Origin of the sequence: Promicromonospora sp. NPDC050249 (assembly GCF_040656015.1) — a bacterium.
Classification (GTDB): Bacteria; Actinomycetota; Actinomycetes; order Actinomycetales; family Cellulomonadaceae; genus Promicromonospora.
Genome location: NZ_JBFAKY010000004.1, coordinates 169,957 through 193,714 on the forward strand (window position 1 = coordinate 169,957; position 23,758 = coordinate 193,714).

At 71.3% G+C, this 23,758-nt stretch carries 15 protein-coding genes; 7 read left to right on the forward strand and 8 right to left on the reverse strand.

Annotated elements, in window-relative coordinates; genetic code table 11:
* Positions 1-31: 31 nt before the first annotated feature.
* The 4 genes from AB0I32_RS04780 to AB0I32_RS04795 form a co-directional block, all read right to left on the reverse strand.
* Positions 32-1,600 (reverse strand): pectate lyase, encoded by a 1,569-nt coding sequence (locus AB0I32_RS04780; protein ID WP_357503406.1) that lies wholly within the window; start codon positions 1,598-1,600, stop codon positions 32-34.
* Between the two features lie 143 nt (positions 1,601-1,743).
* A complete protein-coding gene (locus tag AB0I32_RS04785) occupies positions 1,744-2,907 on the reverse strand; it encodes an AEC family transporter (RefSeq protein WP_357503408.1) in 1,164 nt (387 codons plus the stop codon).
* Positions 2,908-2,934: 27 nt separating this feature from the next.
* Positions 2,935-4,092: a Gfo/Idh/MocA family oxidoreductase gene (locus AB0I32_RS04790; protein ID WP_357503410.1), complete on the reverse strand. Its 1,158-nt coding sequence runs from the start codon at positions 4,090-4,092 to the stop codon at positions 2,935-2,937.
* Positions 4,089-6,149: a DUF6807 family protein gene (locus AB0I32_RS04795; protein ID WP_357503412.1), complete on the reverse strand. Its 2,061-nt coding sequence runs from the start codon at positions 6,147-6,149 to the stop codon at positions 4,089-4,091. Before AB0I32_RS04795 ends, AB0I32_RS04790 begins: the two co-directional genes overlap by 4 nt.
* A gap of 309 nt (positions 6,150-6,458) precedes the next feature.
* On the opposite strand from AB0I32_RS04795, the gene AB0I32_RS04800 reads away from it, so the two are divergent.
* The 4 genes from AB0I32_RS04800 (at position 6,459) to AB0I32_RS04815 (ending at position 11,456) form a co-directional block, all read left to right on the forward strand.
* Positions 6,459-7,343, forward strand: a complete 885-nt coding sequence (locus tag AB0I32_RS04800; protein ID WP_357503526.1) for a sugar ABC transporter permease — start codon at positions 6,459-6,461, stop codon at positions 7,341-7,343.
* Positions 7,336-8,286, forward strand: coding sequence for a carbohydrate ABC transporter permease (locus tag AB0I32_RS04805; RefSeq protein WP_357503414.1), 951 nt, complete (start codon positions 7,336-7,338; stop codon positions 8,284-8,286). The genes AB0I32_RS04800 and AB0I32_RS04805 overlap by 8 nt, the downstream gene beginning before the upstream one ends.
* A gap of 50 nt (positions 8,287-8,336) precedes the next feature.
* Positions 8,337-9,689 (forward strand): extracellular solute-binding protein, encoded by a 1,353-nt coding sequence (locus AB0I32_RS04810; RefSeq protein WP_357503416.1) that lies wholly within the window; start codon positions 8,337-8,339, stop codon positions 9,687-9,689.
* A 168-nt stretch (positions 9,690-9,857) separates the two neighbouring features.
* Positions 9,858-11,456, forward strand: coding sequence for an altronate dehydratase family protein (locus AB0I32_RS04815; protein ID WP_357503417.1), 1,599 nt, complete (start codon positions 9,858-9,860; stop codon positions 11,454-11,456).
* 220 nt (positions 11,457-11,676) lie between these two features.
* Here the strand turns inward: AB0I32_RS04815 and AB0I32_RS04820 are convergent, their stop codons facing one another.
* Genes AB0I32_RS04820 through AB0I32_RS04830 form a run of 3 tightly spaced genes read right to left on the reverse strand, consistent with a single transcriptional unit; the run spans position 11,677 to position 17,607 of the window.
* Positions 11,677-13,902 (reverse strand): discoidin domain-containing protein, encoded by a 2,226-nt coding sequence (locus tag AB0I32_RS04820; RefSeq protein ID WP_357503419.1) that lies wholly within the window; start codon positions 13,900-13,902, stop codon positions 11,677-11,679.
* A complete protein-coding gene (locus tag AB0I32_RS04825; RefSeq protein ID WP_357503421.1) occupies positions 13,899-15,308 on the reverse strand; it encodes a DUF1996 domain-containing protein in 1,410 nt (469 codons plus the stop codon). Before AB0I32_RS04825 ends, AB0I32_RS04820 begins: the two co-directional genes overlap by 4 nt.
* Before the next feature lie 46 nt (positions 15,309-15,354).
* Entirely contained in the window at positions 15,355-17,607 is a 2,253-nt protein-coding gene (locus tag AB0I32_RS04830; protein WP_357503423.1) for a discoidin domain-containing protein, read from the reverse strand.
* Between the two features lie 308 nt (positions 17,608-17,915).
* Between AB0I32_RS04830 and AB0I32_RS04835 the strand changes: the two genes are divergently transcribed.
* Together AB0I32_RS04835 and AB0I32_RS04840 are read left to right on the forward strand one after the other, a co-directional pair.
* Entirely contained in the window at positions 17,916-18,962 is a 1,047-nt protein-coding gene (locus AB0I32_RS04835) for a LacI family DNA-binding transcriptional regulator (RefSeq protein ID WP_357503425.1), read from the forward strand.
* Positions 18,963-19,108: 146 nt separating this feature from the next.
* Positions 19,109-20,029 (forward strand): glycoside hydrolase family 19 protein, encoded by a 921-nt coding sequence (locus AB0I32_RS04840; protein ID WP_357503427.1) that lies wholly within the window; start codon positions 19,109-19,111, stop codon positions 20,027-20,029.
* A 204-nt stretch (positions 20,030-20,233) separates the two neighbouring features.
* On the opposite strand, the gene AB0I32_RS04845 is transcribed toward AB0I32_RS04840, so the two are convergent.
* Positions 20,234-22,432: a hypothetical protein gene (locus AB0I32_RS04845; protein ID WP_357503429.1), complete on the reverse strand. Its 2,199-nt coding sequence runs from the start codon at positions 22,430-22,432 to the stop codon at positions 20,234-20,236.
* Positions 22,433-22,502: 70 nt separating this feature from the next.
* On the opposite strand from AB0I32_RS04845, the gene AB0I32_RS04850 reads away from it, so the two are divergent.
* Positions 22,503-23,558 (forward strand): aldo/keto reductase, encoded by a 1,056-nt coding sequence (locus AB0I32_RS04850; protein ID WP_357503431.1) that lies wholly within the window; start codon positions 22,503-22,505, stop codon positions 23,556-23,558.
* Positions 23,559-23,758: the final 200 nt, after the last annotated feature.

Below are 23,758 nucleotides of genomic sequence, written 5' to 3' on the forward strand. Positions count from 1 at the left end.
GGACACGCTCTACCTCGCGGAGGTGGCGGGGTTATCTCGGCAGGTCCGAAGCCAGGACGCCCGCGCCCGCGAACGTCGTGACCACCCACGGGACCGCCGCCGCAGGCAGCGGCCGGTAGCGGTACGCGTCGGACGGCGTCCAGCGGGCCTCCTCGGCCAGCGGGGTCGTCGCCGTCGCGTTGTACGCCGCCAGGAGGTCCGCCTGCCGGCCGTTCAGCACCGTGCCCGACTCGCTGATCATCGTGCCGCCGTACGCACCCACCACCAGCGCGGGATCGGTCCCGCGCGCCAGCGAGACCGCGTTGTTCTCGACGACGAGGCTCGACTCCTTGCCTGCGCCCCAGTAGTACTGGAACCCGCCCGCCTCGGCCTGCCGGCGGGTCTGCCGGTAGTAGTTGTTGTAGACGTGCACGTCACCGAAGCGGACCCGCGGCGCGCGCTGCCCGATGTCCTGCCAGTAGTTGTGGTGGAGCGTCACGCGGTGCTGTCCGCGGTCCTGGAGGCGTGAGTCGGACGAGCCGATCAGCATCGTCTTGTCGTGGTTGAGGAACTCGTTGTACGACACCGTCACCAGGTCGGAGCCGTGCGTGATGTCGAGCAGGCCGTCGTGCACCTCGAACGGCCGCCCGAAGACCACGGGGAGCGACTCGACGGGGTGCGCGCCGTCGTCGAACGTGGAGTGGTCCACCCACACGCTGGTCGACGTCCACAGCGACACGTTGTCGTAGGCCGAGTTCCAGTTGCCGGCGTCGCCGTCGCCCGGGCTCCACTGCGGGAAGCAGTCGTAGCCGTCGGAGAACCGCATGTTCCGGAGGATGACGTTGTGCGCGTCCCGGATCCGGACGTTCGCCCCGGAGATCCGGGCGTCGTCGCCCACGCCGACGATCGTCACGTTCGAGCCGACGTGCTGCTGTGTCTGGGCGGCCTGGACGCTCGCGGCCCTGACCCGCGCCTCCTCCAGCGGGCCGGACGGGGCGGTCCAGCCCCACGGCCCGGAGGGGTCGAAGTGCGCGATGTAGTCGTCCATCGAGAACGGCTCGCCGGTATCCCCGACGGTCACCTGCGCGGCGAAGTCCTCGCAGGTCAGCTGGGTTCCGTCCGCCGCGGTGAAGGCATCCACCTCGCCCGTGACGTACACGATCCGCGGGACCTGGTTGGTGCGGGCGTCGGTCTGGCTGCCGCCCGCCCGGCCGGCGAGCGCGTCCCGGAACTCCTGCCAGGTGTCCACCTCGTAGACCTCGGCGGGAGCCGCCGCCGCGCCGCCCGTCGTCGGCGTGGCCTGCCGCTCCACACCCTCGGGGAACGTCGGGCCGGACCAGGCGGCCCACCCGTCGTCGGTCCCGATGGTCTCGCGGCCCAGGTCGGTGTGGTGCCCGTGCCCCGGGTGCCCGCCCGAGGCGTGGCCGACGGCGGCTGCCCCTGCGGCGACGCTCGCCTCGGCCGGCTGCCCGACGGCGACCAGCGCGCCGGCTAGGCCGACGGTGAGCGCAAGGGGCAGCACGAAGGAACGGGTGAGTGGGCTGCCGGCCGGCAGCACGAGGGCGTTCCCCGACGTCGGGCCGACGCCGCCGCGCAGGTGCGGGGATGGTCGTGTTCGCATGTGACTCCTTCGTCCATGACACCGGCGGCCCGCCATGGGAAACCGGTTTCTCACACGATGTCAGCCAGCCCGCTCCACCACAAGACCCAGGGATCAGGACGTGCGGGATTCACCCGGGAGCAGGGCTCCCGTGGCGGCCGCCGTCACCCGGTGAACGCGCCGACGGCCACCAGGACGGGCACGCACAGCGCCGTCGTCCAGACCGTCGCGCGCGCCGCGACGCCGTCGAACACGCCGTACCGGGTGGCGTACGTCGTGACGTTCACCGCGGTGGGCAGCGCGGCCATCGTCACGACGAGGGCGAGGGCCGCCGGGTCGAGCCCCACGGCGGTGCCGACGGCCCACGCCGCGAGCGGGTGCAGGACGTTGCGTACCAGGACGGCGAGGGAGACCACGGCCCGCACCAGCAGTCGGTCGCGCCCGGTCCACCAAGGGGTCGACGCGGGAGCTGCCGGCCCTGCGTCCGGGCCTGCCGCCGACCCGCCGCCGGAGCCGTGCTGCGACCCGGTGCCCGCCCCCGGCGGAGTGAGCGCCGGCATCGGCACTGCGAGCGTCATGCCGAACGTCAGCAGGCCGAGGGGCGGGGCCGCCGCGCCGATCAGGTCGAAGGGGATCAGGGCGACCTCGGGCAGCCGGGCCCCGGTCAGCTCGCTCACCACCGCGACCAGCAGCCCGGCGAGCGTGCCCACCGTTATCGGGTTCCGGACGGCCGCGAGCAGCACGCGGACCACCGACGTCCAGCCGGACCGCGCGGCGGTCCTGCGCGCACCGGCTGCCGCGCTCCCGGGCTCGCCCCCGGAGGCGGCCCCCGAGCGGTCGAGCACCGCGAGCGTGAGCGGCGCCAGCACGAGCAGCTGGAAGAGCAGGGTGGGCACAACGGCGAGTGCGTCGTCGAACAGGTAGACGGCGAGCGGGATGCCGATGTTGCCACCGTTGACGTAGACGGCGGCGAGCGTCGTCACGGCGGCCGGGCCCGCGGGGAGCCGGAGCACCCACCGGGCCACCGCGGCCGTGAACAGGGCGAGCGCCGCGGTGGTGGCCCAGGTGACGGTGGCCCCGCGCGAGAGGACGTGCGCGAGGTCGGTGCCGGCGAGCGTGCTGAACATCAGCGCCGGGGCGCAGATGGTGAACGACAGCGTCGCCAGGATCGCGCGTGCTCCTGCGCCGTCTGCCGCCCCGTCGACCGGGGCGTCCTGGCTGGTGCCGCGGGAGATCCGGTGGCCGGCGAGCAGGCCACGCCGCTGGATCACCCAGCCCAGCGCGACGATGCAACCCATGGACACGATGGCAGTCAGGACGGACAACACGCGAGCACCCTCCCACGGTCGGGTGAATCAGCTCCCGACTGTCCAGGGGGCGCCGAGCTCCGTGAACGTGCGCTGCTCGCGTGCGGCCCGCTCGCACCACTCGGCGACGTCACCCACCACCGGATGGCGTGAGTCGCCCTCCGGGTTGCCCTGCGTGCCGGGAGCCGCGGCGACGTCGTCCGCCCAGTCCACGTACGCGTCGCCGATGGGCGCGGGGTCGGGGGCGGTCCGCACCGCCTCGAGCACCTGCATGAAGGCGCCGGTGTCCCGCACGTCGCACAGGAGCCGTTCCCCGGTGCGGGCCAGGAGGAGGTTCTCCAGCAGGTCCGTCCGGCCGTACTGCTTCTCCGCGACGACGCGTCCGGTGCGCAGCCGCACCACGTCGTGCTCGTACTCGAGCTCGATCTCGCCCTCGGTCCCCAGCACCAGGACGCGGGCCGGGGTGCGCTCCGCCGCGCAGAGCGTGAGCCCGAACCCGTACCGCGTCCCGTCCGTGCCGACGGCCCGCAGCGACGAGGTGTCGTCCGCCTCGATCGGGTTGGCCCGCCAGAGGTCGGTGTTCACGTAGGCGATGTCCGTGCTGTTCCGGGCGCCGCCGACCCACAGGGCGGTCGCCACGGCGTGCGCGAGCGGATTCGTCACCACGCCGTCGACCACCGCGCGGTCACCCATGCGGCGCCGCCCCGCCCAGGGCGAGCGCGCCCAGTACGCGGCGGTCCGGACCCAGGTCCCGATCGCGCCGATCCCGGTCACCTGCCCCACCTCGCCGCGCGCGATCATGTCGACGACGGCGGGCAGCGCGTGCGACCCGAAGGTCTGGAACCCGACCTGGCACAGCCGTCCGGTCCGCTCCGCGACGGCCACGAGCTCGGCGTGCTCGGCGAGCGAGGCGGTGGTCGGCTTCTCGAGCAGCACGTCGATGCCCGCCTCCATCGCGGCCCGCGCGAGCGGCAGGTGCGTGTGGATGGGTGTGGAGAGGATCAGCACGTCGGGCAGCGCGTCGGCGTCCGCCGACAGCAGGTCACCCAGGTTCGCGAACCACGACGCCGGGGCGTCGTCGGGCTCCCGCGGGTCGACAACGGCGCTCAGCCGCGCCAGCCCCCTGTTCTCCAGGTCCGCGACCTTGCGGAGGTGCGAGCTGCCGTGACCGTGGATGCCGACGACCGCGATCTTCGGCAGGCTCACCGTTCGCCTCCGTCGGTCAGGTGGGCCGCGAGCGCGGCGGCTGCCGAGCTCGTGAGCTCCGTGTCGAGCAGGACGGCGACCAGGTCGAGCTGCAGGGAGCCGCCCGCGGGGACGAGCAGGGGCGAGTCCCAGGCGAGCGCCGGGCAGGCGCCGGGGTACTCGGCACTGCGCAGGAACCACGGCCGGACCTGGCCCGGCTGCACCAGCAGGAGCGTCGTGGACCGGCCGCCGTGCCGCTGCACGAACGTCACCCACGGGGACGAGCTGCCGTGCGCACGGTTCTCACCGGCGCCGCCCGCCGACATGACGGACGTGCTCTCGGCGATGGGCAGGCGCCAGAACAGGCCGCCGTAGCCCGCACCCGGCCTGCCGTTGGTGGCGGGAGAACGGATCTCCAGGGGGCCGTGGTCGGCGTGCAGCGTGGAGCGCCAGTCCAGCACCCAGCCGGGTGCGGCGGGGGACCCGGGGATCTGGGGGAGCAGGCGCGCGGTGATGCGGCGCTCCTCGCGCAGCTGCGGTTCGCCGTGCTCGTCGGACCACAGCACGTCCTCGACCAGGACCTCGCCGGCCTCGGCGCCCGTACCGGGCGGGCGGGCGGTGGGTGAGGCCTCGACGCGGATGCCCTCCGACGTCTGGCGGCCGTGGTTCTTGAGCAGCGTCGGGCCGACGTCCTCGATGAAGGTGCGGCCGCCCCAGTGGCTGGTCCCGTTCACGTCGGGCACCGCGATACCGACGCCGTAGTGGTGCCGGTGGTCGACCGGGCTCACCTCGGTGAGCGGCACGCCCGCCAGGGTGTGCACCGGGTGCAGGTAGGGACGCGGGGCGTGCACCTTCGGCATCCGGTCGCCCGCGTCGCGCCGGACCAGCTCCAACCCGTCACCGCAGGTCAGCGTGACCGCCTCGGCGTCGGGATCGGCGGGTACGGACCAGGTGGGGGCGGCAGTGGGTGGCACGGTGGGGATCTCCTCCCGCTGTGCGCGGGCGACGTCGTCGTCCGTGATGTGCACACGTTCCGGGCCCTGACGTACGGGCCCGGTGCTCCCGCGCACCTCCAGGCTGGGCGTGAATCGGGCAGAGCTTGCGGGGTGGGCGTCGTCGTCGATCACGGCGTGCAGCTCCCTCCAGGCGTGTCGGCCGAGCTCGGCCTGCGGCACCGCGACCGTCGTCAGCGCGGGTGTGGCGTAGCGGGACAGTTCGATGTCGTCGAAGCCGGCCACCGAGATGTCGGCTGGCACGGCCACTCCTGCCTCGTTCAGGCCTGCGAGCAGGCCGAACGCGACGAGGTCGTTGAAGGCCACCGCTGCGGTGGCTCGGGTGGCGAGGACGGCGGGAGCCGCGGCATGGCCTGCCTGGATGTCCGGTCCGGCGGGCAGGTCGAGGATCTCGAGGTCTGCGTGCTGCTGCCGGGCGCGGGCGAGGCCTGCGCGGCGCAGCTCGTCGGAGGCGCTGCGCACCGGGCCGCCGAGGTAGACGATGCGGCGGTGGCCGAGCGCCACCAGGTGCTCGACCACCTGGAGAGCGGCGTCCTCGTAGTCCACGACCAGGCTGGGCGCCGCTCCACCGGTCTCCCGGTTGACCAGGACAACCGGTTCGACGTCGGCGATGAGCGCAGCCAGCTCGGCGTCCCCGATGCGCGGCGACACGAGCACCAGGGCGTCGCAGCGCATGCGGGCCTCCAGCGCGATGGCGCCTTCCTGCTGGTCGTCCTCGACCGTGTCCGCGACGAGCACGCGGTAGCCGTCCTCGGCCGCCCCGTCCATGACGCCGCGCAGGATCTGCTGGAACACCGGGTTGCCGAGGTCGGGCACCACGAGGGCCACGGTCTGGGTACGGCCGAGCGCGAGGCTCCGCGCGGCATTGCTGGGCCGGTAGCTCAGTCCTGCCGCCGCCACCCGCACGCGTTCCGCGATGGTCGCGTCGACGGTGCTCCGCCCGTTCATCACGCGCGAGACGGTTGCCCGTGACACGCCGGCCGCCGTCGCGACATCCCCGATCGTGGCCGTGACACGGCGCTGACCTGTGCGCTGACCGGCGCCCCGTGCGCTGCCGCTGACCATCTGCTCTCCGTCCGTCACCCTTGTCCGACCGGTGCGCGGGGCGTCCTGCGCCTTCTTCGGCGCGGCACCCCTGCTACCGGTTTCCCGATGTGACGGTACACCATGGGAAACCGGTTCCTCGTGTGGTACGTTCCTCCACCAGAGACCGGTTTCTCACCGAAGAGGCCGGGGATCGACGACGATCCGGGAGGACAATCCGATGCATCACCCGAACCGCGAGCCCGGACCCTGGTGGTCCGAGCCCCCGTCCAGCTGCGCGGGGGTGAGCACGTGTCAGTGATCCAGGAGCTCTCGCAGAGCAAGAAGGCCGTGAGCCCGCGCAGGAAGGGCGACGGCCGCTGGGCGCTGTTCTTCCTCGCGCCCTGGTTCGTGGGGCTCGCGCTCATCACGGCCGGACCCATGGGCGCGTCCCTGTACCTGTCCTTCACGGACTACGACCTGCTCTCGGCACCCGAGTGGGTGGGCTTCGAGAACTACACCCGGATGTTCGAGGACCCGCGCTTCGTCAACTCCCTCGGCGTCACGTTCACCTACGTGTTCGTCTCGGTGCCGCTGCAGCTCGCCGCGGCCCTGGGTCTGGCGCTGCTGCTCGACAAGGGCATGCGCGGGCTCGCCATCTACCGCTCCGTCTACTACCTGCCCTCCCTGCTCGGCGGGTCGGTGGCCATCGCCATCCTCTGGCGGCAGATCTTCGGTGCGGACGGCCTGGTCAACCAGGTGCTGGCGCTGTTCGGCGTCGAGGGCCAGGGCTGGGTCTCGCACCCGGACTACGCGCTCGGCACCCTCATGGCGCTCAATGTCTGGACGTTCGGCGCTCCCATGGTGATCTTCCTGGCCGGCCTGCGGCAGATCCCGCAGATGTACTACGAGGCCGCCTCGATCGACGGCGCCTCGAAGTGGAGGCAGTTCCGGTCGGTCACGCTCCCGCTGCTGACGCCGATCATCTTCTTCAACCTCGTGCTGCAGCTCATCGAGGCGTTCCAGTCCTTCACCAGGGCGTTCGTGGTGAGCGGCGGCAACGGCGGCCCGTCCGACTCGACGCTGCTCTACACGCTGTACCTCTACCTCAAGGGGTTCGGGTCGCTCGACATGGGCTACGCGTCGGCGATGGCCTGGTTCCTGCTGCTGATCATCGGCGGCATGACGGTAGTCAACTTCCTCGCCTCCAAGTACTGGGTCTTCTACGATGACTGACGCCTCGACGTCCACAAAGACCGTGCCGACGGCCGCACTGCCGCCGTCCGACAGCGACGTGCCTCCCCGTACCGAGGACCGCCGTCCGACCGTCCGCCCTCGCGGCAGGCAGGTGCGAGCCAAGGTGGGCAGCGTGCTGAAGCACGCGGGCCTGATCGCCTTCGGCTTCGTGATGCTGTACCCGCTGCTCTGGATGGTGGCCAGCTCGTTCAAGCCGAACGCGCTGATCTTCCGCGAGCCGGGACTCATCCCCACCGACATCGACCTGTCCAACTACACGGACGGGTGGAACGCGCTCCTGCACCCGTTCAGCCACTACCTGATCAACTCGGCGATCGTGGTGCTCGGGTCGGTGCTCGGCAACCTGATCTCGTGCTCCCTGGCGGCCTACGCGTTCGCGCGGCTGGAGTTCAAGGGGAAGCGCCTGTGGTTCGCGGTCATGCTCATGTCGATCATGCTGCCGATCCACGTGGTGATCGTCCCGCAGTACGTGCTGTTCTCCCAGCTGGAATGGATCAACACGTTCCTGCCGCTGATCGTGCCGAAGCTGCTGGCCACCGACGCGTTCTTCATCTTCCTGATGGTCCAGTTCTTCCGCGGCATCCCGCGTGAGCTGGACGAGGCGGCGACGCTCGACGGCGCCAACCACCTGCGCATCTACCTGCAGCTCATGCTGCCGCTGTCGATGCCGGCCCTCGCCACCACCGCCATCTTCACGTTCATCTGGACCTGGAACGACTTCTTCAGCCAACTGATCTTCCTGACCCGGCCCGAGATGTACACGGTGCCGATCGCCCTGCGCACGTTCGTCGACTCCACCGGCAACAGCTCGTGGGGATCGCTCTTCGCGATGTCGATCGTGTCGCTCATACCCGTCTTCATCGCCTTCCTTTTCGGACAGAAATACCTGGTCAAGGGCATAGCGACCACCGGAATCAAATAGTTCTGCCCTCGATCCGACAACGACGTCAACGTCACCGAAGGAGAAATTTCATGAGCACCACCGGCAACGGACTACGAACGAGGCGCGGCAAGCGTCTCGCAGGCTCGGCCGCGGGCATCGCGGCCGTGGCGCTGACCCTCGCGGCGTGCGGGGGCGGCGACTCGGGTATCGGCGGGGGAGGCAACGACGACCCGCCGGCCGCCGCCGAGGAGTGCCCCTGCGAGATCCGGTTCTCCTGGTGGGGTTCCGACACCCGCCACGAGTCCACGCAGCAGATCATCGACGCGTTCGAGGCGGAGAACCCCGACATCACGGTGGTCCCCGACTTCACCGACTGGGACGGCTACTGGGACAAGCTCGCCACCTCGGTGGCCGCCGGCGACACCCCGGACGTCATCACGCAGGAGGAGCGCTACATCTCCGACTACTCGACGAAGAACGTGCTCGCCGACCTGAGCGCGCTGGACATCGACACGTCGAAGGTGGACGAGGGCGTCCTGGCCGGCGGTCAGATCGAGGGTGCGCAGTACGGCATCCCGACCGGCATCAACGCCTATGCGCTCGTCGCCGACCCGGAGATCTTCGCCGACGCCGGCGTGGAGCTGCCTGACGACACCACGTGGACCTGGGAGGACTACGTCACCACGGCGAACGCGATCTCCAAGGGTGCGGGCGACGGCGTGTGGGGCACGCAGGACTACGGCTTCAACGAGGCCGGCCTCAACGTGATGGCGCGTCAGCGCGGTGAGTCGCTGTTCACCCCTGAGGGTGAGCTCGGCGTCTCCGAGGAGACCATCGCGGACTTCTTCCAGGTCTCGCTCGACCTGATGAAGGGTGGCGGTCAGCCCGACGCCGCCCGCACCGTCGAGTACCAGGCGGCCGGCCCCGAGGGCGGTCTGCTCGGTACCAACCAGGGCGCCATGGGTGTCTGGTGGACCAACCAGCTGGGCGCGCTGTCCGACTCGTCCGGTCACGAGCTCGAGCTGCTGCGCCTGCCGGGCGAGTCCGAGGGCGAGCGCACCGGCATGTACTACAAGCCGGCGATGTTCTACTCGATCTCCGCCGACACCGAGTACCCGGAGTCCTCGGCGAAGTTCGTCGACTTCCTCCTGAACTCCGAGGAGGCCGCGAAGATCATGCTGACCGACCGTGGCCTGCCGGCGAACACCGAGGTGCGCGAGTCGATCCTCGGTGACCTGTCGCCGACCGACCAGAAGGTCGCCGACTTCATGGCGGACATCGAGGACGAGATCGTCGACACCCCGCCGGTGCCGCCGCACGGTTCCGCGGACCTCGCGGACATCATGGAGCGCGTCAACACCGAGGTGCTCTTCGAGCGCATCACCCCGGACGAGGCGGCCACGCAGCTCATCGAAGAGGTCAACGCGGCCATAGCCGACTGACGACCCCCGGCCGTCCCGCGAAGTCGAGCGTGTGTCCCCGACACACGCTCTACCTCGCGGATCGCTGGTCGGCGAGGTAGAGCGTGTGTCCGGACGCACGGTCTACCTCGCGGGAGCGCCCGGGCCGGTCCGGCTACGATGAAACGGTTCACACGAAGGAGTGCCGAAGTGTCCCCAGTTGATCTGCTCGTCCTGCGCGAGGGGGACGACGTCGCCGTCGCGACCCGTGACCTGAGCCCGGGCGCCGAGGCTTCGGCTCCGGGGACGGGCCCGGTCGCCGTCGGGCAGCCGGTGCCGCGGGGCCACAAGATCGCGCTCCGTCCGGTGCCCGCCGGCGCCGCGGTGCACAAGTACGGGCAGGTCATCGGGGTCGCGACCGCCGACATCGCCCCGGGCGACCACGTGCACTCGCACAACCTCGGTTTCGAGGAGGGCACGCGCGAGGCACCCCTGGGCGGCACCCACACGGACCTCCCGGTGCCCGACGGCGCCCGCCCCACCTTTCGCGGTTTCCGGCGCGCGAACGGGCGGGTCGGCACCCGTAACTTCGTGGCGATCCTGACCAGCGTGAACTGCTCCGCCTCGACCGCGAAGATGATCGCCGACCAGTTCAGCGGCGCGGCGCTCGACGAGTTCGAGAACGTCGACGGCGTCATAGCGCTGACCCACACCTCGGGCTGCGGCCTGGTGCCGGACTCCGAGGGCGGGCAGATCCTGCTGCGCACGCTGCGCGGGTACGCCGCCCACCCGAACGTCGCCGGCCTGCTGGTGCTCGGCCTGGGCTGCGAGATGGTGCCGGGCGCCGCGCTGTCGGCCCGGTCGGGCCAGGTCGCCGACCTGGGGATGCCCACCGTCGGTCCGCCCGACGACGCGAAGCAGGGGCTCCTCGCGGCGATCCCGGACGACACCGTCGTGCGTTCGCTGACCATCCAGGAGGCCGGCGGCGTGCGGGCCTCCGTGCGGGCGGGCGCCGCCGCTGTCCGCGAGATGCTGCCGCTGGTCAACGCGCGCGAGCGCGTCGAGTGCGACGTCTCGGAGCTGGTGCTTGCCCTCAACTGCGGCGGGTCCGACGGCTACTCCGGGATCACGGCCAACCCCGCGCTGGGCTGGGCCTCGGACCGGCTGGTCGCGTACGGAGCGACGTCGGTCCTCGCGGAGACCCCCGAGGTGTACGGCGCCGAGCACCTGCTGACCGCCCGGGCGGTGAAGCCCGAGGTGGCGCAGCGCCTGCTGGACCGCATCGACTGGTGGCGGGGCTACGTCGCGGCGGGCGGTGGCACGCTGGACAACAACCCGTCGCCGGGCAACAAGGCCGGCGGTCTCACCACCATCCTGGAGAAGTCGCTCGGGGCGGTCGCCAAGGGCGGCCAGGCCGACCTGGGCGCCGTCTACGAGTACGCCGAGCCGATCACCGAGCGCGGGTTCGGGTTCATGGACACACCCGGCTATGACCCCGTGTCGGTCACGGGTCTGGTCGCCGGTGGCGCCAACGTCGTCGTCTTCACCACGGGCCGCGGTTCGGTCTTTGGCTGCCGCCCGACGCCGTCCATCAAGGTGGCGACCAACACCCCGATGTACTCGGTGATGTCCGAGGACATGGACATCAACGCGGGCGTCGTCGTGGACGGCACCGCCACGGTCGCGGAGGTGGGCCGGCAGATCTTCGACCGGATCCTGGCTGTCGCGTCGGGGGAGCAGACCGTCAGCGAGGAGCTCGGGATCGGCGCCGAGGAGTTCATCCCGTGGCACATGGGCGCCGTCACCTGAGCGCCTGACCTCGCCGGACTGTGGTGGCCGGCCCCCGGGGGCACACGGTTACCCTCCTGGTCATGGAGGTCTGCTCGAGGCCAAGGAAGCGGTGGACCGCCGCGCCGAGACCCTCCGCTGAGCCGGATCGGCCCGCAGACGACCATGCACCTGCTGCCAGGATCGGGCTCCGCCTGGCAGCAGGTGCATGGTCATCACGGCACTCGGTCCGGTCGCCCGGCTACGGGTAGCTCACCACCTTGGCCGGGACCGTCTCCGTCCCGGCGGCGCGCGGGCCGACGCCGTTGATGACGTGCTCGTACGTACCCACCCCGCCGAGCGACACGGTGAGCAGCGAGTGCATCCGCACCCCTGGCGTCCGCGGTACCTCGAAGCCGTTGTCCGAGGTGATGGACGCGTCCGAGGTGAACACGCAGTACGAGCCAAGACCCCAGGCCTCGTGCTGCGTCACGTGGTCGGCGACCTTGTACGCCGCCCAGCCCCTGATGCCGTCGTGGTTCCAGGCCGCCTGGTTCGGTGGGTCGTACGGCAGCTCGTTCTGGTAGAAGATCGTGCGCCCGCGTTCCCCGTTCCACAGGGTGTTGTACTCCTGGTAGTGCTCGACGAAGAGCCCGTACCCGTCCACGTCGTCACCGTTGACCACCAGCCCGTTGTCGGCCGTGTTGACGTTCCAGCCGATGCCCTCGCCGTGGTCGCCCCGCCAGGACCAGATGTGGTCGATGATCGTGTCGTCGGCGTTCACGACGATCGCCTGGTCCACCCGCCCGACGTGCGCCCCGCCCACCCGGACGAACACGTCGTGCAGCGAGATCGGGTCGTCCGCGTGGTCCGCGGTGGACCCGTCGGTGCCCACCGTGAGCATCGACGGCGACTCGGTGGCGCCGGCGTCGAACAGGACGCCCGCGATCCGGACGCCGTCCACGTCGGCCACCCGCATCGCCGTCTGCCCGGCCGTGGGCACGATCGTGGCGTACCCGAGCCCGAGCACCACGGTGTCGGCGCGGTCCACCTCGATCGTCCCGGTGGTCTCGTAGATCCCGGGCGTGAGCAGGAGGTGCAGGCCCTGGTCGAGCGCCTGGTTGATCCGCGCGGCGGAGTCGCCCGGGCGAGCCACGTAGAACTCGTCGAGCGGCACCGAGGCGCCCACCGTCGAGCCGGACCGCCAGGTCGCGCCCCGGGTGCCCTCCCGGGCGGAGGGCACGAACACCTCGTAGTCGTCGCCGTCGAGGTACAGGTACGGCTTCTCCCGGATGATCCCGGTGGTGGCGAGGGTGGTCACGGCGGGTTCGGGGAACGACGTCGGCGGTGCGTTCTCCACGCCGGAGAACACCATGTTCCACAGCGTGCCCGCCCAGCCGCCCGTGAGCGTCGAGTCGCGGGTGTACCACTGCTGCTGGGTCCAGGCGCGGACCTGGCCGTCGACGACGGAGTCGGCGATGTAGCCACCCGACGCCCAGCCGTACCGCGACGAGTGCAGCATCAGGTTGCCCTTGACGTGCACTCGGCGCATCGGCGCCGCCTGCGACACGGCCCACCGCATGTCGCCGCCGGACGGCGTGACGGCGAGGTTCTCGACGGAACGCCAGAAGTTCTGCGTGGCGTTGCCCTCGAACCACTCGGCGTCGGCCCAGACGCCGCCGGTGATGTTCACGTCGTCCGGGCGGGCGCCCAGCCCCGCGATCGAGGTGTGGAAGCCGGCGTTGACGTGCACCGGGTACGTGCCGGGCTCGAACAGGAACTGGTGCCGCCCGTCGCCGAACTGGTCGGACTCCTGCTGGTCGTAGACCGCGTCGACCGCCGCCTGCACCTGGCTCACCGGCGTGTCCGGACCGAAGACGTGCACGTTCGGTCCGAGGTCACCGCCGCCGGGGATCGGGTCGCCGGGCGTGCTGCCACCGTCGCCCGTGAACACCCTGAGCTCCCAGAGCGAGTAGCCGTACCCCGTGCCCCGCTCGGTGCCGGTGAGCCGTACGTACCGGCCCGAACCGGCGACGTCGAGGGACTGGTTGCCGCCGGTCCCGTCCGTGACGGTCTTGAGCGTCCGCCACGTGGTGCCGTCGTCGGAGGCCTCGATCCGGAAGTCCCTGCCGTACGCGGTCTCCCAGGAGAGCTCGACACGGCAGAGGTCCTGGACCGAGCCGAGGTCGACCCGGATCCACTGCGGGTCGGAGGCCGCGCTGCTCCAGCGGGTGCCGACGTTGCCGTCCACGGCGGAGGCCGCGCCGAACGGCCCTTCGGTGGACGACGCAGTGGCCGTCCGCCCGAGCGCCGCGTTCGTGGTGCCGCAGGCCGCCGCCGCGGCCCGGTCCGGTCCCGCCACGGGGGCGGACGCCGGTCGCGCCGCCGTCAGCGACGCCGGTGCGGCCGCCGCCGTCAGCGGTGCCCCCACGCAGGCCGCGATCGCCACGGCCGCCAGCCAGATCCGCCCGTGCCGGCCCGCCCTCATGAAGCCACCTCCGCACGTGCCGCCGTGGTCTCGGGCACGAGCTGGTAGTTCTCGTCGAGCACGGTGCCGCGGTGCGGCTTGTACAGGTCGTAGCCACGCGGGTTGCACTGGAGGCCGCCGTTGATGCACTGCTCCACGAGGCGGCGGAGCACCTCGGGGTCCCAGGCGTTGACGAAGTCGTAGTGCCAGGACTGGTCGGACCCGCTCACGAGCGCGACGTCGGACATGTCACCGCTCACCGGCCAGGCGATCTTGAACTCGAGCATCGGCACGGCCACGGGATGGGTCAGCGGGCACTGGCCCGAGACCGGGTAGGCCATGTGCGTGCCGTGGCCCATGTGGGCGGACTCCTCCGGGGTCAGGTGCATGCCGTCCCAGCAGCTCGGGGCCTGGTACCTGATGTTGAGCTGGGTGCCCGGCGGGCAGTAGGCCGGGATCTCCCAGCTCTTGGAGATGTCGCCGCACTCCCAGCCCTCGACGGCGCCCGGTGCGGTCCGGAACTGGTCGACGGTGGCCATCATGTCGCCCGTCACGAACTGGAGCCCCGCCGGGAACGGCACGACGTCGGTGTAGTCGTCGATGCCCGACTTGTAGTAGACGGTCAGGGGGATGTTCGGCTCGACCGGGACGCCGCCCTTCGTCAGGGCGGGGAACCAGTAGGCCGACTTGTCCTGCGGAACCGTGCACGTGCTCGCCGGGTTCGCGAGCAGGCTGGCCGGCGTGGTGAAGGCGTCCGTCGACCGGTTGCCGATGAACGTGTGCAGGTGCGACCGACCGGGCTGGTTGGGGTACACGATCGAGTCGTCCGGCCGGAAGTGCGAGAACGTGCAGTTCGCCTGGAACTCGTGGTGGGTGACCTCGTCGCCGGGGAAGGGCGGCGGATCCTCGGGGCCGCCGGCCTCGCCGTCCCCGAACACCTGGAACTCGATCAGGGAGTAGCCGTACCCGGTGCCGCGGGCGGTACCGACGAGCTGCACGTAGCGACCCGTGGCCGCGACGTCGTACACCTCGGTCCCGCCCGTTCCGGCGGACTCGGTCACGACGGTGTTCCACGCGTTGCCGTCGGCGGAGACCTGGAGCCGGAACGCCGCGCCGTACGCGGCCTCCCACTCCAGTGCGATGTGGTCGAGGTCGTAGGAGCGGCCGAGGTCGATCCGGATCCACTCGTTGTCCGTCTGGGCGCTGGCCCAGCGGGTCGTGCGGTCGCCGTCGACCGCGAAGCGCGGGCCGAGGCCCCCGGACTCCGAGCTCGAGGCCGCCGTGAGCGCGCCCTGCGAGAGGAGCGTGTTCGGCTCGGCGACGGCGGTGGTGGCACCAAGGGTCGCGGCCGCGCTCAGGGTCGAGGCGAGCAGTGCCGTGGCGAGTGCGCCCGCGAGGACGCGGGGTGTGCGGAGTGCTGTGCGCATGGTTCCTCCTTCACTTCTGGTTCTGGCTGCTGACGTCACTGCCGTGTCACCGCTGGTAGATGCCGACCTCGTACAGGGAGTAGCCCCATTCGGTGCCGCGCTCGGTGAGGTTGAGGCGCACGTACCGGCCGGACCCGGAGACGTCGATGCTGTCGACGCCACCGTTGCCGCCCGTGACGGTCCGGATGGTGTTCCAGGTGCTGCCGTCGTTCGAGGTCTGGATCTCGTAGGACTTGCCGTAGGCCGTCTCCCAGACGAGCTGCAGGTGGTCGAACGACTGCACCGACCCCAGGTCCACCCGGTACCAGGCGGACGGCCCCCACTCGCTGGCCCAGCGCGTCGCCGGGTCCCCGTCGACGGCGCGGCCGGGCGTCCAGTCGCCGTTCCACGGGTCGAAGCTCGACGCCGTGGCCGTCTTGCCCCGGGCGATGTTCGTGCCGTCGACCTGAGGCGCGACGACACGGAACGACCTGGTCTCCACGCCCACGTTGCCCTCGCCGTCCTCGGCGAACACGTAGACCTTCCAGACGCCGAGCATCTCCGGCGCCGTGACCCGGAACGTGCCGGGAGCGGTCTGCGTGAACTGCGCCTGCGCGATGCCGCCCGCGTTGTTGATGTACTTGCTGTTCAGCATCACGTTGGGCGTGATCGGGTCGCCGTCCGGGTCGGTCATGTCCACGGAGACGGTGAACTGTTCACCGGCCTCCACCGCCGTCGAGCCAGGGACGCTCATGGCGGAGATGCGCGGTGGCGTGTTCATCGCGGAGGTGTCGACACCCCAGGCCCGCGCGATCGAGTAGTAGCCGAGGCGCTTGTTGTCGCCCGGCAGGATGTTGAACCACACGCCGCCGAAGTCGCCCTCGATGCCGTAGTGGAAGAACGTCGCGCCGAGCGAGACGCCCTCGTGCTCCCGCAGGCACCGCCACGAGTCCACGTACGCAGCGCCCTTCTCGAGGTCGGTCGGCTCCTCCGGGACGCCGTTGGCGTCGTCCGGCACCTCCCACTCGCCGGCCGCGCCGCCCTCGGTCAGCAGGTAGGGACGGTCGTAGCCGCCCGTCTCCCACGCCTCGCGGATGTTGCACACGTCGCCGTAGGCGTTGATCGACAGCAGGTCGAGGTCCGGGGCGTTGCGCTCGATGTACGGCCAGGCACCCGCCCAGGCGTCGGTGTTCGTGGTCGGGTGGTTCGGGTCGGCCTGGTGCACGGCCACGCTCACCTCGTTGACGAAGGCCGCGTAGGCGTTGCGGATCTGTTCCAGCTCCGTACCGGAGTAGCAGTTCTGCAGGCCCAGGATCGCCTCGTTGCCGATGTTCCACATGAGCACGCCGGGGTGGTTCTTGTACGTCTCGACCCAGCGCAGGATGTCGGCCTTGGTCTCGGACTTGTACGCGGTGTCGCTGCGGTAGTCGATGCAGCCGCCGGACCCGGGGCCGCCGCCGGGCAGCAGCCAGAACCCCATGACCACCCGGATATCGTGCGCGGCGGCGGAGTCGAGCAGCTGGCGGGTGTCCGCACCGGTGCCCCAGGTGCGGATCGTGTTGGCGCCCATCGCGACGAGCGGCGGCATGTAGTGGTCGGCCGCGCTGAACGACGGGCCCCACGTGAAGCCGCGCACGGTGTAGGGCCGGCCGTCGACCTGCAGGTCCCAGGCGCCGTTGCCGCCCACCACCTCGATCTTGCTCGGACCGGAGTCGCGCACGGGCACGTTGGGGTGGCCCGGGTCCACGTAGTTCGGGTCGCCGGGGTCGCCCGGATCGCCCGGGTCCGTCCCGCCGCCCTCGCCGAACACGCGCAGCTCCCACAGCGAGTTGCCGTAGCCGCCCGACCGGGCAGTGGACAGCAGCCGCACGTGGCGGGCGGTCCCGTCGACGGCGAACGCGTCCGTACCGCCGTCACCCGAGCTGGTCGAGTACACGGTGGACCAGGAGCTTCCGTCGGCCGAGACCTGGAACTGGTAGCTCGTCGAGTACGCCGACTCCCAGACCAGCTCCACGCGGTCGAGGTCGGCCGACCGCCCCAGGTCGACCCGGATCCACTGCGGGTCGCTGAACTCGCTCGCCCAGCGGGTGCCCAGGTCGCCGTCGACGGCGGCGCTCGCGGGCGTGTAGTCCGCGTTCTCGACGGAGGACGCGGTGGCGGGCCGGCCCTGCGACAGCAGGACCGGTGCGGCATGGGCCGACGTCGCGGGCGCGATCAGCGCCGTCGCCGCCAGCAGACCGGTCGCGAGGGCAGCGGCTCCGGCGCGTAGGCCGCGTCCGAGCAGGGCTGCCCGCGCGCCGGGTGATCCGGTGGTGATCATGGGGTCTTCCTCTCCGTCCGCTCGTCGGCCAAGGTGCGGGCCGGGGCGGGGTCGTCGTTGAGCCTGCCTTCGCGTCGCTCCGGTGCGCCGCGAGTTGGGAGAGCGCTCTTACGCCGCCAATCCTTGACCTCATCTCGGCGGGACGTCAAGGGTTGGGGCGCCACACTTCTAACTGGCGTTGGCGGCGTTTGGTACCTGATGGAACAGGTTGCCGCGGCTTTGCGACGGCGTCGGCGCAATCCGGACGACCGTCATGTCACCCGGCCGAGGTCCCTGGGAGAGCGCTCTTACTCTGTTACCGTCAGCCTGTGAGCAAGGATCTGCGGCGTCCGGCGCCGACTCTGGAGGACGTGGCGAAGGTCGCCGGCGTCTCCCGCGCGACCGTGTCCCGCGTGATCAACGGCAAGCGCAAGGTCGCGCCCGCCGTGCAGGAGGTGGTCCTGGAGGCCGTGGCCGAGACCGGTTATGTGCCCAATCGCGCGGCGCGTTCCCTGGTCACGCGTCGTACGGGCACTGTCGCCGTCGTCATCTCGGGTGCCGACGCCGATCCGGACACCGAACTGGACCTGTCGGGCGTCTTCTCCGACCCGTTCTTCGGGCGGGTGGTCGGATCTCTCGTCCGGACGCTCCGGCCGCACGACGTGCACCCCGTCCTGATGTTCGCCGACAACGACCAGACGCGCGCCCAGGTGGTCTCCTACCTGCGGTTCGGCAACGCCGACGGGGCGCTGCTCGTGTCGACGCACGCCGACGACCCGCTGCCCGAGGATCTGCTGGGTGCCGGGAGCCCGATAGTGCTCTTCGCGAGGCCGGGCCACGCGATCCCGGCGAGCTACGTCGACCTGGCCAACGCGGACGGCGCCCGCCTCGCGGCGAACCATCTGCTCGACCGCGGCTGCCGCAGGCTCGGGGTGATCTCGGGGCCGGTCGACGTCCCGTCCGCCCGGGACCGGCTCGACGGCTTCCGTGACGCAGCGGCCCGGCGCGGGCATGCGTTCGTCCCGAGCGTCGAGGGATCCTTCACGTTCGAGAGCGGTGAGGTCGCGATGGCGGCGCTGCTGGCGACCGCCCCGGACCTCGATGGAGTCTTCGTCTCGAACGACCTCATGGCACAGGGCGCCATCCACGTGCTGCAGACCCACGGCCGGCGGGTCCCCGAGGACGTGGCGATCGTCGGGTTCGACGACAGCCCCGTGGCGGTGCAGACCCGGCCCCGGCTCACGACCGTGCGTCAGCCGGTGGAGAAGATGGCGGAGGAGATGGCGCGCATGCTGCTGGAGCAGATCGATGCCGACGAGCCGATGGTGCGTTCGGCGATCTTCGAGCCGGTCCTGGTGGTCCGCGACTCGGCCTGAGCGGCACGCGCTGTCCCGCCGTCCACCACGTACGAGTCGTTCGTGTGGAAATCCCTCACTCTCACGCGTCCACGACCTTGCTAGGTTCCTGAACAAATCGGTCGTCGAAGCCCGATGACCCAGAACCGGAAGCGAGGTGGTTCCCCGTGAGATCTCGTCGCGCACCGCTACTGATCGCAGCTCTCGTCGCTGCGCTCCTGGCCCCAGGAGCAGCAGCCGCGGCCCCCGCACCGGCAGCCCAGGCCGCTGTGGCCAGCTGCAGCGCTGCTGCCTGGAGCAGCAGCGCCGTCTACGTCGGCGGCAACCAGGTCACGCACGCCGGCGCCGCCTGGCGAGCCAAGTGGTGGACGCAGGGCGAGACGCCCGGCACCACCGGCGAATGGGGAGTGTGGGAGCGAACCGGCACCTGCGGCGGCGGTGAGCCGCCCGTCGACCCGCCCGGCGCCGAGGGCTTCCCGGTCAGCCAGGCCCAGTTCAACCAGTTCTTCCCGAACCGGAACTCGTTCTACACGTACTCCGGGCTCGTCGCCGCGCTCAGCGCCTACCCGGGCTTCGCCAACAGCGGCAGCGAGACCATCCAGAAGCGTGAGGCCGCCGCGTTCCTCGCCAACGTCTCGCACGAGACCGGTGGCCTGGTGCACATCGTCGAGCAGAACACGGCGAACTACCCGCACTACTGCGACCTCTCCCAGCCCTACGGCTGCCCGGCCGGCCGCGACCAGTACTACGGCAAGGGCCCCATCCAGCTGAGCTGGAACTTCAACTACAAGGCGGCGGGCGACGCGCTCGGCATCGACCTGCTGAACAACCCGCGTCTGGTGCAGACCGACTCGGCGATCGCCTGGAAGACCGGCCTCTGGTACTGGAACACCCAGAACGGCCCGGGCACCATGACGCCGCACGCGGCGATCGTGAACAGCCGCGGCTTCGGCGAGACCATCCGCAGCATCAACGGCAGCATCGAGTGCAACGGCGGCAACCCCGCCCAGGTGCAGAGCCGTGTCGACACGTACCTGCGCTTCACGAGCGCGCTGGGCGTGGACCCGGGCGGCAACCTCCACTGCTGACCCGGGTCGACGTCCGCTGACGCGATCGAGGGCTGACGCGATCGACGCCGTTCAGCACAGCGCCTGCTGCCAGGAGCACGACTCGACTGGCAGCAGGCGCTGTGCTGAACCGAAGATGGAGGACGAGGAGAGCGTGGCGACTAGGTTTTCCAGAGAGGGAGAAGGAAGCCGCCACATGGCCTCGTCCGGGGGACACCCTAGACGTCAGGCCGGTACCAGGTCGAGCAGGCTCTGTGGTGTCACGACGCGGGAGCCCGCCGGCAGTTCCTCCGGGGCGCCGAACCCGAGGTAGGTGACCGGTCCGGTGCCCTGCGGCATCTCGTGGTGCACCTTCACGCCGTCGGCCCGGAGCAGCTCCACCAGGTAGCGCACGGTGAGGTACCGGCGTGCTGCGATGGCGCGGACCAGCGTCGTCGTGGTGACCCGGTGCTCCTCGACCGTGTTGTAGCCGGGTGAGCCGTTCAGGTTGAGGTGCAGCCAGAGCGCCTCCCAGCCGTCCTCGCCGCGCAGGAAGGCGGCCGGGATCACGACCCGCCCCTCGCCCGTGAGGTCGGACTTCAGGCGCACCGTCGCCGGCTCGAACGGCAGACCGGCCTGCGCGGCGTCCCGTGACATGAACCCGAAGAACCCCTCGGCCAGCTGGTCGAACCGCTCGCCCGAGTACACGTGCACCTCTGGCACGACGACGGGCCGCCTGATCCGGCGGGTGCTCACGTCCACGAACTCGGTGGCGCCGCCGGGTGCCTCGGTGAGATCGCCCGAGTGTACGAAGCCCTCACCACGCAGCCGCGTCCACGAGACGTGCTCGGCGTCGGTGAAGTCACGGTCCAGCAGCAGGCACGACAGGTCGAGGTCCGTCGTCCGGCTCGCCTCCCGCCAGTGCACGAAGAACCGCAGCAGCTCGCCCGTCACGCGCGTCCGCGAACCGCGGGGGAGCACCCCGGCGCCGTCGGGCCGGGCCCGTGCGGACAGCGGGAGCGCCACGTCGAGGAGGTCGGGGTCGACCACCAGGTCCTGCGGCCTCGGCACCCGGCGGAGCACCTCGGCGTCACAGGCCCGGACCAGCGCGGTCACCGCATCCTGGGGGAGGTCCGACCGCTCGTCGGACGAGGCCCACGCGCCGCCGCGACGGTTGACGAAGACCCGTCGGCCGGCGCTCGGGTGTCCCGCGCGCGGCCGTCCGCTCCCGCTCGGCCCGGCCTGCGGGCGACGGTTCTCCAGGTGTTCTCGGAGGCCGAGCACGACCCGGCCGGACACCTCCGGCAGCGCCCGCTCGAGCGCGTCGACCACGGCGGTCGCCTCGGCGTCGTCGGCAGCGGACCGCAGCAGGTGGTCGGCGCGCCGGACGAGCGCGCCGGGTGCCGCCGCGAGCAGCCGCAGCGCCTCGGCCCGCGAGCCCGAGGCGAACGCCCGCTCCACGCGCGCGGGCAGGGAGGGCACGTCGTCCTCACCGCGGGCGACGGCGAAGACCCGCGCGCCCGGTCCCGTGTGCTCGTGCGGATGCAGCCGCTCGCCCAGTCGCTTCCACGCCTCGCGGTGCGTCCCGACGTCGCCGACCTTGGCGGGCGCCGCGCCGACGACCGCGTCGAGAGCGGCGAGCAGCGTGCGCCGGACCGGACGCGGCAGCGAGCGGAACCGGGTCGAGGTCTCCAGGGTCACGTCGCCGCCCGAGAGCGCACAGGCCAGCCGCAGCACGTCGGTGACGGTATCGATCTCGGGCTCCCTGCCGTACAGGACGTGCGTCGCGTTGACGATCGCGCGCGCCGATCGCAGCGGGACCGTCGCGGGCTGCTCCATGCCGGCGCAGTACTGGGCCAGCAGCGCGAGCGCCGCGAGGTCGGCGTCGGACAGCGGTGTGGTGCTCCCCGCGAGGTGGCGGTAGAGGCCGTGCGCCTCCTCGTCGAGCGTGCCGCCCACGTCGAGCACCGTGCGGCGGTCACCGAGCGCGGGCAGGAACGCGTCGTGCGCCGCCACCATCTCCTCGTACGTGTGCTGGTACCTGCCGTAACGCGGCAGGGCGAGCAGGTCGAACCCGCGGCGCGCGAAGATCGCCCCGACGTCCGGGGCTCCGGGCGCGTCCCGCAGGGCGTCCTCGAGGCAGGACACCCAGAAGTCGAGCGTGTCGGGCACGTTGCGCGGGAAGTCCCGGAAGTAGGGGTTGTGCTGCGTGTGGGCGCCGACCGCCTCCTGCACCACGGCCAGGACCTGCACCGACACCAGGCGCGCGTCCTGCGGCGCCAGGGTGCCCAGATAGCTCAGCAGGCGGCCCGACGCCTTGTAGCCGAACGTGAGGAGGACGCCGTCGAACCGCCGGGCGACCGAGGCGGCGTCGCCGGAGGAGACCGCCGTGAGAGGAACTCGCCAGGTCCGCCGGACGACCAGGTCGAAGATCTGCTGGGACATGACGCGCATCGTGGCACGGAACGGTGGTCCGGGCGGACAGGTCCCCCACCATCCGTGCCACGATGACGGCATGCCTCTCGAACCCCGGTACCTCGCAGCAGAGGACCGTTACGACACCATGACCTACCGCCGGACCGGCCGCTCCGGCCTGGACCTGCCCGCACTGTCCCTCGGGCTCTGGCACAACTTCGGTGACACCAGCCCGTTCGACACCCAGCGCGCCATCCTGCGCCGCGCGCTCGACCTGGGCATCACGCACTTCGACCTGGCGAACAACTACGGCCCGCCCCACGGGTCGGCCGAGGAGAACTTCGGACGGCACTTCGCTGCCGACCTGAAGCCCTACCGCGACGAGCTGATCCTCTCGACGAAGGCCGGCTACGACATGTGGCCCGGTCCGTACGGCGACCACGGGTCGCGCAAGTACCTGCTGGCCAGCCTCGACCAGTCGCTCGCCCGGATGGGTGTCGACTACGTCGACGTCTTCTACCACCACCGGCCGGACCCCTCGACGCCGCTCGAGGAGACCATGGGCGCGCTCGCGTCGGCGGTCCAGCAGGGCAAGGCGCTGTACGCGGGCGTCTCCAACTACTCGCCGGAGCGGACGCGCGAGGCGGCGCGGATCCTCGGCGACCTGGGCGTCCCGCTGCTCATCCACCAGCCGTCCTACTCGATGCTCAACCGGCACATCGAGAACCCCGCCCACGAGGACCCGTACGACGGCAGGCAGAGCGAGTCGCTGCTCGACGTCGTCGGTGAGCTGGGGGTCGGGACCATCGTGTTCTCCCCGCTGCAGCAGGGCCTGCTGACCAACAAGTACCTCGCGGGTGCGGCGCCGGAGGGATCCCGTGCGGCCCGTTCGGACTCGCCGTTCCTCTCGTCCGGCGCACTCACCGAGGACTACCTGGGCCGCGCCAAGGCGCTCAACGAGATCGCCGAGGGTCGCGGCCAGACGCTCGCGCAGCTCGCGCTCGCCTGGGTGCTGCGGGACACGCGCGTGACCTCGGCGCTCATCGGCGCGTCGTCGGTGGCGCAGCTCGAGGACAACGTGGCGGCGCTCTCGGCGGGCCCTCTCACCGAGGACGAGATCGCGGCGATCGAACCCCTGGCGCAGCCCCTCGCCTGACGTCACACCCGGCACCGGGCCGGCGCCCGTCATGCGCCGGCCCGGTGCCTGCCCGACGTCGGCCCGCCGTCTGCAGCGAATCCACACCACACGTTTCACCGCACTTCACTGAGCTGTCGCGCCGAATCGATCCTGTGGCGGGACGATGGGAGGGTTCACCGCTCGACGGGGAGGGGTACCGAGGTACGGCCCTGGAGAGA